Source organism: Pseudomonas bohemica, from assembly GCF_002934685.1.
In the GTDB taxonomy this organism is placed as follows: Bacteria; Pseudomonadota; Gammaproteobacteria; order Pseudomonadales; family Pseudomonadaceae; genus Aquipseudomonas; species Aquipseudomonas bohemica.
Window position 1 is genome coordinate 24,001 of record NZ_NKHL01000076.1, and the last position, 11,321, is coordinate 35,321.

An 11,321-nucleotide genomic window follows, 5' to 3' on the forward strand; every position below is an offset into this window, starting at 1 on the left:
TCAGGTCAGACAGCGAGGATGTTCAGCCCTTCCACACCTGCTGATTCACCAGATCCTGCGGCTTCTCACCCAACAGCGCTGCACGCAGGTTGCTGTAGGCCCGATCCGCCATCGCCTGACGCGTCTCGTGGGTGGCGGAGCCAATGTGCGGAACGGTCACGGCGTTGCCGAGCTGAAACAACGGCGATTCAGCCAGCGGCTCTTTTTCGTAAACGTCCAGCCCTGCACCACGAATGGTGCCGTTGCGCAGCGCTTCGACCAGCGCCGGTTCATCGACGATCGGGCCGCGGGCGATGTTCACCAGGATGGCGCTTTTCTTCATCAGCGACAGTTCGCGGGTGCTGATCAGATGCTTGGTCTTCTCGCTGAGTGGCACCACCAGGCAGACGAAATCCGACTCGGCCAGCAGTTGATCCAGGGTGCGAAATTGCGCGCCCAGTTCCTGCTCGACCGCGGTCTTGCGACTGTTGCCGCTGTACAGAATCGGCATGTTGAAGCCCAGACGACCGCGACGCGCCACTGCCGCACCGATGTTGCCCATGCCGACGATACCCAGGGTCTTGCCATAGACATCGGTGCCAAATTGCGGCGCCTCGATGCTGCGTGTCCACTTACCGGCCTTGGTGTACGCGTCGAGTTCAGCGACGCGGCGAGCGCTGCTCATGATCAACGAGAAGCCCAGGTCGGCGGTGCTTTCGGTAAGCACGTCCGGGGTGTTGGTCAGCATGATGCCGCGTTCGGTGAAGTAGCTGACGTCGTAATTGTCGTAGCCGACCGAGATGCTGGACACCACTTCCAGCTGCGTGGCGCTTTCCAGCTGCTCGCGGCCCAGCTTGCGCCCGGCGCCGATCATGCCATGGGTATGGGGCAGGGCTTCGTTGAACTGTTCATTCAGATCACCCTTTTTCGGGTCCGGGATGATCACGTTGAAGTCTTGCTGCAGGCGCTCGGCCATTTCCGGGGACACGCGGCTGAAGGCAAGGACGGTCTTTTTCATCGGATAGCTTCTCTCGGGCAGTTCAGATGGACGATGCGTAGCACGCTAACATTCTTGGTGCTGGATTGGGAGCCGATGCCACGCAGCGGTTACTTGTAGGAGCGCGCTTGCCGGCGAAAACGTTATGTCATTCAGAACATAAGGCTCAGATCCATCGCATCGCGGGCAAGCGCGCCTACAAAAGCGGCCGTTTGCTATCAGACCGTTTCCGGCAAGACATGAGTCTGCAAATCCGCTTCATGGGCCGCCATGATTTCCGGCAGCGAGCCGCGCAAGTACTCGACCCAGGTCTTGATCTTGGCATCGAGGTACTGGCGCGACGGGTAGATGGCGTACAGGTTCAGCTCATGCGAGCGGTATTGCGGCAGCACGCGAACCAGCGAGCCGTTGCGCAGGCCTTCGATGGCCGAGTAGATCGGCAGAATCCCGATGCCCATGCCGCTGCTGATCGCCGCTTTCATCGCGTCGGCCGAGTTGACCAGAAACGGTGAGCTGGCGATGGTTACGGTTTCCTGGCCTTCAGGACCGTCGAACGCCCATTTCTCCAGCGGAAACACCGGGCTAACCAGACGCAGGCAGGCGTGATTGAGCAGATCCGCCGGTTTGTGCGCCATGCCGAATGCCTTGATGTAGGCAGGCGAGGCGCAAACGATGCTGTAGGTGATGCCCAACCGCTGGGACACGAAACCCGAATCCGGCAGCTCGCTGGCCAGCACGATGGAGACGTCGTAGCCCTCTTCGAGCAGGTCCGGCACGCGGTTGGTCATGGTCAGGTCGAACGACACGTCCGGGTGATTGCGTCGATAACGGGCAATGGCATCGATCACGTAATGCTGACCGACGCCTGTCATCGAGTGCACCTTCAACTGCCCGGCCGGGCGCGCATGGGCGTCGCTGGCTTCGGCTTCGGCTTCCTCGACATAGCCCAGAATCTGCTCGCAACGCAGCAAATACCGCTTGCCTGCTTCGGTCAGGGCAATGCGTCGGGTGGTTCGGTTGAGGAGTCGGGTTTGCAGGTGCGCTTCAAGATTGGAGACTGCGCGCGAAACGTTGGCGGTGGTGGTGTCCAGCTGAGCCGCAGCAGCGGTGAAGCTGCCCGCTTGAGCCACGCAACTGAAGGCGCGCATGTTTTGCAGAGTGTCCATTGGCCGTTCTCTGGTGAGATAGCAAATTGTGACATGAAGTTACTGATCCATGTCAGCCATACCAAAGGATTATCTTCCTTTCGGTAATAAAGATTCACAGAACTCCCGGCTTATCGCCGAAACAGGCGCAACCTAGAATCGCGGTTCGATTCATTTCCTCCTCATTCGGGTAATTGCAGCTGTGCCGCGTCGCATCGTCAGAGGGCTCAAGCCCCTCAGTGTCTGGGCTTTAACGTTACTCATCAGCGGCTGCATCGGAACTGGCGGAATCGCCCCTCAAGGTACCTCGTTGTCGCCAGACACCCTGGCCACCGACGAAGCTATCAAAGAAGCCGCGAAAGACGCTCACTGGCCCGACGACCAATGGTGGCGCGTTTATGGCGACGATCAGCTCAACCACTGGATCGAACTCGCCGCGCTGGGCAGCCCGAGTCTGGTGATTGCCGCGGCGCGGGTGCGTCAAGCCAAGGCAATGGCCGGTATCGCCGAGTCGGCCGAATCGTTGCACGTCAACGGCGACAGCACGCTCAAACGCCATAACTGGCCGACCGACCAGTTCTATGGGCCGGGCGAGCTGTCGAACACCAGCACCTGGGACGACAACGCCTCCCTGGGCCTGAGCTATTCGCTCGACCTCTGGGGCCGGGAAAGCAACAACACCGAGCAGGCGCTGGACATGGCGCACGTGAGCGTTGCCGAAGAGCGTCAGGCGCAGCTGGAGTTGCAGGACAACATCGTGCGTGCCTACATCCAGTTGTCGCTCAACTACGCCCGGCGCGACATCGCCGAAGCGACCCTGGCTCAGCAACAGCAGATCCTTGACCTGGCAGAGCGTCGCCTGAAGGGTGGCATCGGCACGCATTTCGAAGTGAGCCAGGCGCAAACGCCGCTGCCGGAAATCCATCGGCAGATCGACTCGCTGGACGAAGCCATTGCCCTGAGCCGCAATCAGATCGCCGCGTTGGCGGGCAAAGGGCCGGGGGAGGGCGCGAGTCTGCAGCGCCCGACCTTGTCATTGAAGACCGCGTTGACCTTGCCTTCCGCGCTGCCGGCCCAGTTGCTCGGGCAGCGGCCGGATGTGGTTGCCAGTCGCTGGCGCGTGGCGGCGCAGGCCCGTGGCATCGATGTCGCCCATGCCGGCTTCTATCCTAACGTCGACCTGATGGGCAGCCTTGGCTATGTGGCCACCGGTGGCGGCATGCTGGAGTTCTTGACTGGCAAGAAATTCAACTACAGCGTCGGCCCGGCGATCAGCCTGCCGATCTTCGATGGCGGGCGTTTGCGCTCGGAGCTGGGCGTGGCGTCGGCCGGGTATGACACGGCGGTGGCGCAATACAACCAGACGCTGATAACGGCGCTCAAGAGTATTTCCGATCAGTTGATTCGCCGCGAGTCGATGAACAAGCAACAGGTGTTTGCCGATCAGTCCGTGGCGGCGGCGCAAAAAACCTATGACATCGCCATGGTCGCCTATCAACGTGGCCTGACTGACTACCTCAACGTGTTGAACGCGCAAACCCTGTTGTTTCATCAGGAACAGGTGCAGCAGCAGGTTCAGGCCGCGCGCTTGGCCGTGCATGCCGAACTGGTGGTGGCATTGGGTGGTGGTTTGATGGCTGGCAATGATTCGCCTGCCGCCGACAAGACAGCCGCGCCGAAGACCCCGGCCTCGTTGACGATGTTTGATCGGTGATGCAGATGAATAGCTGTTGCCCATCTTCGCCTCTTCGTGAGCAAGCGCAGGCCCACAGGGGATCTGAGTTGTCGATGACATTGGCGACTCGCCACGCACACTGTGGGCGTGAGCTTGCTCACGAAAGCGCGAGCGCGGCCACTGCAGGTTCTGAACTGAAATGACCCAAGCCCTGCACTGGCTCAAATCCCTGGAATGGCGCCGTGAGCTCAATGGTTGGGCGCGCAGCGACGGGGTGACCTGGATCTACATCTTCAAGGTGCTGATCGCTGCGTTCCTGACGTATTGGATCGCGATGCGCCTCGAGTTGCCGCAACCGCGCACAGCAATGATCACGGTGTTCATCGTCATGCAGCCGCAAAGCGGGCAGGTGTTCGCCAAGAGTTTCTATCGCTTGCTCGGTACGCTGGCCGGGTCAGTGGTGATGGTCACGTTGATGGCCCTGTTCGCACAAAACAGTGAACTGTTTCTCGGCAGCCTGGCGATCTGGGTCGGCTTCTGTTGTGCCGGTGCGGCACGCTATCGCAACTTTCGCGCCTACGGTTTCGTGCTTGCCGGTTACACCGCCGCCATGACCGGCCTGCCCGCGCTGGCGCATCCTGAAACCTCGTTCATGGCGGCGATCTGGCGCCTGCTGGAAATCTCCCTCGGGATCGTCTGTTCGACCCTGATCACGGCTGCAATCCTGCCGCAAAGCTCGGGCGTGGCGATGCGCAATGCTCTGTATCAGCGCTTCGGCGTATTCGCCGAGTTCGTGATCAGCGGCCTGCGCGGCGACAGCGACCCGGCGGCGTTCGAGGCCAGCAATGTGCGCTTCATCGCCGATGCTGTCGGGCTGGAGGGTCTGCGCGCAGTCACAGTGTTCGAAGACCCGCACATGCGTCGCCGCAACGGCCGCCTGAACCGGCTGAACAGCGAATTCATGACCATCACAACGCGCTTCAACGCCTTGCATCAATTGCTCGAACGTCTGCGTCGCCGCGGTATCACGCCTGCCGTTGGGGCCATCGACCCGGGTCTGGATGCTTTAACGCAGTTGCTTCAGGACTTCGCCGGTCGCGCACTGACCAATGCCGATGCCGCGGTTTTGGCCAATCGGCTGAGCGACTTCAAGGCCGATTTGCCCGGGCACGTTCGCAGCCTGCGCGCCGAGTTCGTCAAGACCGATCCCAACGACGACGACCTGCTGGATTTCCATACCGCTTATGAATTGCTGTATCGCTTCGTCGACGACCTGCACGACTACGCGCAGACCCACGCGTCGCTGGCCGATCACAACCACGCGCGGGAAAAATGGGTCGAACCGTTCGTGTCCACCACCAACTGGATGTCGTCGGTGGCGTCGGGCTTGCGCGCGACCTTCATTCTCGGGGTGATGTCGATGTATTGGGTGGCGACAGCCTGGCCAAGCGGGGCGTCGATGACGCTGGTGTCCGCGGCTACCGTAGCCTTGTCGGCGACTACCCCAAATCCTCGGCGCATGTCATTCCAGATGGCCTGCGGCACCTTGCTCGGCGCGCTGGTGGGCTTTTTCATTACCTTCTTCGTGTTGCCACGAATCGATGGCTTCCCGTTGCTGTGCATGGTGCTGGCGCCGGTGTTCGTGTTCGGCACCTTCCTGACCACCCGCCCGCAGTGGGTCGGCTACGGATTGGGCTTGCTGATCTTCTTCAGCATTGGCTCGGTACCGGACAACCTTACGGTCTACAACCCCTACTCGTTCATCAACGACTACATCGCCATGGTGATCGGCATGCTGTTGTGCGCGGCGGCGGGGGCGATCATTCTGCCGCCCAACAGTCGCTGGCTGTGGCAGCGTCTGGAAGGCGATTTGCGGCAACAGGTGGGGTTCGCCATCAGCGCTCCGCTGCGCGGGATTCGCTCGAATTTCGAAAGCCGCACCCGCGACCTGATGCACCAGGCCTACGGGCTGGCGGCCGGCAAACCCGAAGTGCAACGCAATTTGCTGCGCTGGATGTTCGTGGTGCTGGAAATCGGCCACGCGATCATCGAACTGCGTCGCGAGCAGGACATCCTGCCGGTTCATCCAAGCTATGCCGAGTGGCAGCCCTGGCGCCAGGCGATCCGCGCGATGGGCCGTTCTCTGGTTCGCCTGTTCATCCAACCGGACCGGCACAATCTGGCCCGCAGCCTGTATGCGGTAGATCACGCGATCTTCTGCGTGCAGAACAGCGATGAGCCGTTCGCCCCGCACTTCGATACGTCGCCGCTGCGAAGGGTCAAGAGCTACCTGCACTTCATCCGCACCTGCCTGCTCGACCCACAATCACCATTGGCCGCACATGCCCCGGCGCAAGCCGAAGCGCAACTGTCGCAAGGACTTTCCAATGCCTCGTGAAATCGCCTTCCACGGCGTTTACATGCCGACCGTGACCGTGATGTTCCTGGTCGCCATGGTGCTGTCCTGGGCGCTGGATCGCTTCATGTCCGGTCTGGATTTGTACCGTTTCTTCTGGCACCCGGCGTTGCTGCGCCTGAGCCTGTTCAGCTGCATTTTTGGCGCGATGGCGCTGACCGTTTACCGTTGAGGCACATGTGAACTCGAGATGAAAAAGCTCATCAGTCTGATCGCGACGTTTTTGATACTGGCGCTGGCCATCTGGATCGGCCGCCTGTTGTGGATTCATTACATGGACACCCCGTGGACCCGCGATGGGCGTGTGCGCGCGGACGTGATCAACGTCGCCGCCGACGTCAGTGGCATGGTCATCGACGTGCCGGTCAAGGACAACCAGCCGGTGAAAAAGGGTGACCTGTTGATGCAGATCGACCCCGAGCATTATCAGTTGGCGGTCAAGCAGGCCGAGGCGCTGGTGGCGTCACGCAAGGCCACCTGGGAAATGCGCAAGGTCAACGCTGCGCGGCGCAAGGACATGGACGCGCTGGTGATCTCGGCCGAAAACCGCGAAGACGCTTCCAACGTCGCCAACTCCGCCCAGGCCGATTACCAACTGGCCTTGGCGCAACTGGAAGCGGCGCAGCTGAACCTGCAGCGCACCAAAGTGCTGGCGGCTGTCGATGGCTATGTGACCAACCTCAACGTGCATCGCGGCGACTATGCGCGCATCGGCGAAGCCAAGATGGCGGTCGTCGACAGGAACTCGTTCTGGGTCTACGGCTTCTTCGAGGAAACCAAACTGCCTCACGTCAGGATCGGCGACCCTGCGGACATGCAATTGATGAGCGGCGAAGTGATGAAGGGCCATGTCGAAAGCATCGCCCGGGCGATTTACGACCGCGACAACCCGGAAAGCCGCGAGCTGATCGCCGACGTCAACCCGACCTTCAACTGGGTGCGCCTGGCCCAGCGCGTGCCGGTACGCATCCACCTGGATAACGTACCGGACAGCGTGGTATTGGCGGCGGGGATCACCTGTACGGTGATCGTCAATCCGCAGTGATCGAGTCGGTCGGGACTTCCTTGACGCCTGCGGCGACAGTGACGGCGGCTAGCCTGCGAAGCTCGCGGATGGCCAGTTTCCGGGCGTAAATCCGAAGCGCAACATCGTTGGCGATAAATGTGCCTGCAGCGTTGTACGCGCCCAGGATCGCAGTGCCGGGAATGTCGTGTGCGTAGTTGATTTCGAGCGGTCTGAACGCGATTCGTTTTGCCACGATGGGCTGCCGGGCGTTTTCGTGGTTCTGATAGAGATGGTAGCCGTCGTATCTGCGCGCATCGATCACATAGGTGTACCCGCCTTTATGACCGCCGTAGTAATACGCTCCGGCGCCTCCGTTGTCATAGAACACTGACGTTGAAATGCCTTTTCCGTCCAGGTCCAGCGCATCATGGCCGCCGCCGAAGCCTCCACGTACGCCGGTAACCTGATGGATATCTTTCTGTATGTCCGCCGCCGGGGTCCGGAGTTTGAATCCCTCTTCGAAAATCTCTTCCGGTGGGCGCATGTCACCCCGGAAGACCTTGCCGCGGTAGATGACCAGACGATGGCCTTCTACCGTTTTTTCAAGCAGCTGACTGCCATGACTCACCAAAACCTGAGCGTTCCCTGGGCCGCCCGACAGGTGCGTTTTCACCTTGTCCTTAAGTGCTTTCACTTTGAAGACAGGCGGTTTGAAGCCCTCTACCGTCATCTGCGGCTTGCCGGGGTAGGGACGTGTTTTTTTCAGGTATCTGAACACGCGGGTAGCGATCTTGGTCTTCGCCGCTGCCGATACCGTTTTGCCCACCACCTTGAATGCCAGCGGACCGGTGGCCTCCATGATGGATGCAAATAGCGCCGCCTTGTAGTGCTTGTCCGCTTCTTCAGGCGTGTCGGCATTCGCTCCGCGCACTACCTCCAACGCTGCGGCACCCTGCCCGAGCAGAAATGACACCAGCAAGCGTACCGTCAGACTGCCACCGCCAAGCGGGGCCGTTGCAGCGACGGAAAGAACCTGAAGAACGTTTGCACCCGCTGCCAGCAATTTGTCCGTCAACCGTTCACTGTCGGTGGACACCAGCGTGTCGATGTCCGATAGCATTCGCTTGAGCCTGAATGCTTGCAGCGTCTCAAACGGGTCCATGACTCTATGAAACATCAGCGGAGGCATTTTGGTGAGGTAGACACCGATCATCAGGTTCGAATACACCAGCTTGTCGTGACCCTTTATGAGCCGCTCATAGACGGGCAACCGCTCCAGGATCAAACGGCGCAGTTGAGTCGACGTTTCAATGACCCATCGACGATTCGCACGGGGCAGGGGCAGCACTGCGTCTGCTTGCGTGGCACCCAGAAAGATCAGTAATCCGTCAGCAAATTCGTCAGTGTTTGACCGTAGATACAGCGCCTGAGAAACGTCGACCCGTCTGAGCCGGGTTCTGAACTCCACGGCATCGAGTCTGGCTTCGCCGCGCCCATAGGCGAGCGCCAGTTGGCGATGCCGTTCGAGAACGTCAGCGCGTGCGGCGTACTTTTCGAGACGGTCCTTCACCTCGATCTCTGCCTGGAGCTTGAGCATGAACCTGGCCTCGTCGGTGCTCAAACGTTGCTCGACATCAGCCTTGTAGCTTTCCTGCAAGTTGGCCGACTCCAGCGAGTCGATCAGGTCCCTGGGGAAACCATCGGGCCATTCCACTTGCACCTGTTGATAGTCGTCGACGTGGCGTCGATAACTGTCGGTAACGATCTGGTCGATCGTGAACTGCATGGTTTCACGGGGGCCCAAGAACGCGTTGGCGTTAATCAATCCTTTCTGCGCCGATGGCCGGTGACGAAAGCTGACCTTGACCGGTGTCTTGCCGTGGATACGGTTTTTCAGTTCTTCCGGGGCGCTCGATCCGTCGATGAGCTTGCGTATTGCCTTCTGGATATAAAGCAACGGATCCAGCAAAGCCGGATCGTAGACGCTGTCGTACAGCGCGATCATTTGGTTGGTAATAGTGTTCAGCTCTTGCGGGTGAAGCTCGTCAGCGCTTTCTTTCGCTTCGTGGTCAGTTTGTTTTTCTTCTCCATCTGCTTGGTTGCTGTTTTTGTCAGCGCTACCGTCTTCATGGCCGTCTTCTGTCATTGGACCGGAAAGATCGAAGCCTTCGTTGGTAAACGCCAGGTAGCCTTCGACGGTGTAGCCAGTGCCGGCCAACTCTTCGGACGTCAGGCCCTCGTCGGCAAAATCGTAAAAGCGCGGGTGTTTGCTCATGGTGTCATCCTTGACGTTGCGGCGGCCTGGTCATCAGGCCGTTTGGGTCACGCCCTCATCGGAGGGCAGCAGGCAGTATTGAGCGATAGTCAGCGGTTTGCTGTAGGCCTGTTCCGCTGTTGGAGGGGGAGAAAGCATCTGCGTCGGGTGATCAGTTCCCCCGCCGAGCGAGAATTCGTCGTTGGCGAGGCGGGAAGTGTTACAGCGATTGGTCTATCTTGAAGCGCTTGCGCAATATCAGCTCCACCAGGCCCTTGGGCAGGAGCAGTGCCATCAGAGGCAACACGCGGCAGCCATTACCGGAACGCAGCAGGCGGGGAGGCGTGGCTTTTTGCACCGCATTGAATACATCGCGGGCAACCTCGCTGGCCGGGGTCGGGTGGGTTTGCGAAGCGTTGGCCCGGGCGCGGATGCCCTCACGCAACGGCCACCACGCAGAGGACTCATGAATCACCTGCTCGGCTTCATGGTTGGCGTTCTTTGCAAACTGCGTATCGACGGCGCCTGGCTGTACTTCCATGACGCGCATGCCGAACGGTGCCAGCTCCATGCGTAAAGCATCGCTCACCGCACTGACCGCCGCTTTGGACGCGCAATAGGCCCCGCCGAATGGCGTGGTCAACACTCCGGAAACGCTGCCCATGTTCACCACGAGCCCCCTGTTACTGCGCAGTAACGGGAACAGCGCGCGGGTGACACCGACGATGGAAAAGACGTTGGTCTCGAACTGCCTGCGCATTGCTTGCACGCCGCCATCGAGCAGCGGCCCGATTCCGCCGTAACCGGCGTTATTGATCAGCACGTCCAGACCCTTGCCATTTTCCTCGAGCTGTCCGGCGAGTCGCTCGAGTGCGGCACTGTCGTTTACATCCAGCTCCACCGCCTTGAAACCTGCCGCCGCCAGCGCATCGACGTCGGCCGTCTTGCGCGCTGTGGCCCAGACCTCGTGACCTGCGGTCTTGAAGACATCCGCCAGGGCGCGGCCGATGCCGCTGGAACAACCGGTGATCAGAACGACAGACATGGTGATTCATTCCTTGAACGGTGGATCAGTCGGAGAAGGTGCCTTGCAGGCGCTCGGCGCGAAACTCCAGCGTTTGCGGACGATAACCGGTTCGCAGTGGCGGTAGCGGCAGGCAATCCTGCCACTGGCTGCCAGGCAACAACTCGCCGGGGCCGCGATAGCGCGGGGCGGTGTAAGTGTCGTCGGCGAGATTGACGGTATCCCCTGGCGCATAGGCGGCGACTTTCCAGCGCAACTCCTGCAGGGGCACGTCGTTACCGTTATCGATCAGTACCAGCAACGGGCGACCGGTCGGGCACTTCTCCGGCGCGTAGTCCAGGCGCAATTGCAGGCGATCGAGTCGTTGAGCATCACGTTTGTCCTGCCAGACCACCATGCCCGCGACTATCCCCAGGCCGACAGCGGCGGCCAGTGACACCGGCAAGGCTTTGGCAGGATAGCGAAGCAGGAGGATTAGCCAGGTGAAGATCAGTATGGCGCCGATGATCATCTTTCGGTCTCGCGAAGGCAGGTGAGGGCATCGTACCGAAAGGGGCCACATTGACCAAATTGCAATGAAAGCGTTGAGCTGTCCACGCGATTGAGCCGGCCTCTGGCTTCTGTGGGAGTGAGCTTGCTCACGAAAGCTCTGGTATTACCTTCGCAAATGGATGGCCGTTGCCTGCTTCTTCGTGCGCAAACTCACTCCCGCTTTTGGCAGAAAGTGTCGATAGTGTGCTGGAAGCATGTCTAGTCCTGAAATAGGTTTACACCTGTTTTACCCTCAAAACGCCCGATGCACCGCATCGGGCGTTTTGTATTTCA

At 60.2% G+C, this 11,321-nt stretch carries 9 protein-coding genes; 4 read left to right on the forward strand and 5 right to left on the reverse strand.

The window, feature by feature from the left end:
- Nucleotides 1–22: 22 nt before the first annotated feature.
- A complete protein-coding gene (locus CE491_RS03230; RefSeq protein WP_110946928.1) occupies nt 23–997 on the reverse strand; it encodes a 2-hydroxyacid dehydrogenase in 975 nt (324 codons plus the stop codon).
- A 197-nt stretch (nt 998–1,194) separates the two neighbouring features.
- Nucleotides 1,195–2,142, reverse strand: coding sequence for a LysR family transcriptional regulator (locus tag CE491_RS03235; RefSeq protein ID WP_110946929.1), 948 nt, complete (start codon nt 2,140–2,142; stop codon nt 1,195–1,197).
- 181 nt (nt 2,143–2,323) lie between these two features.
- Between CE491_RS03235 and CE491_RS03240 the strand changes: the two genes are divergently transcribed.
- From CE491_RS03240 to CE491_RS03255, 4 genes are all read left to right on the forward strand, one after another.
- Nucleotides 2,324–3,835 (forward strand): efflux transporter outer membrane subunit, encoded by a 1,512-nt coding sequence (locus CE491_RS03240; protein WP_110946930.1) that lies wholly within the window; start codon nt 2,324–2,326, stop codon nt 3,833–3,835.
- 160 nt (nt 3,836–3,995) lie between these two features.
- Complete coding sequence (locus tag CE491_RS03245; protein ID WP_110946931.1) at nt 3,996–6,194, forward strand: FUSC family protein; 2,199 nt, start codon at nt 3,996–3,998, stop codon at nt 6,192–6,194.
- Nucleotides 6,184–6,384 carry a DUF1656 domain-containing protein gene (locus tag CE491_RS03250; RefSeq protein WP_110946932.1) on the forward strand — a complete coding sequence of 67 codons (201 nt, stop codon included), beginning with the start codon at nt 6,184–6,186 and terminating at the stop codon, nt 6,382–6,384. The genes CE491_RS03245 and CE491_RS03250 overlap by 11 nt, the downstream gene beginning before the upstream one ends.
- 18 nt (nt 6,385–6,402) lie before the next feature.
- A complete protein-coding gene (locus tag CE491_RS03255) occupies nt 6,403–7,257 on the forward strand; it encodes an efflux RND transporter periplasmic adaptor subunit (RefSeq protein WP_110946933.1) in 855 nt (284 codons plus the stop codon).
- Here CE491_RS03255 and CE491_RS03260 read toward each other — a convergent pair.
- The 3 genes from CE491_RS03260 to CE491_RS03270 form a co-directional block, all read right to left on the reverse strand.
- A complete protein-coding gene (locus CE491_RS03260; RefSeq protein ID WP_110946934.1) occupies nt 7,244–9,493 on the reverse strand; it encodes a hypothetical protein in 2,250 nt (749 codons plus the stop codon). The two genes, CE491_RS03255 and CE491_RS03260, sit on opposite strands and share 14 nt — an antisense overlap.
- 199 nt (nt 9,494–9,692) lie before the next feature.
- On the reverse strand, nt 9,693–10,517 hold the full coding sequence (locus CE491_RS03265; RefSeq protein WP_110946935.1) for an SDR family oxidoreductase: 825 nt from the start codon (nt 10,515–10,517) through the stop codon (nt 9,693–9,695).
- Nucleotides 10,518–10,542: 25 nt separating this feature from the next.
- A complete protein-coding gene (locus CE491_RS03270; protein ID WP_110946936.1) occupies nt 10,543–11,007 on the reverse strand; it encodes a multidrug transporter in 465 nt (154 codons plus the stop codon).
- Nucleotides 11,008–11,321: the final 314 nt, after the last annotated feature.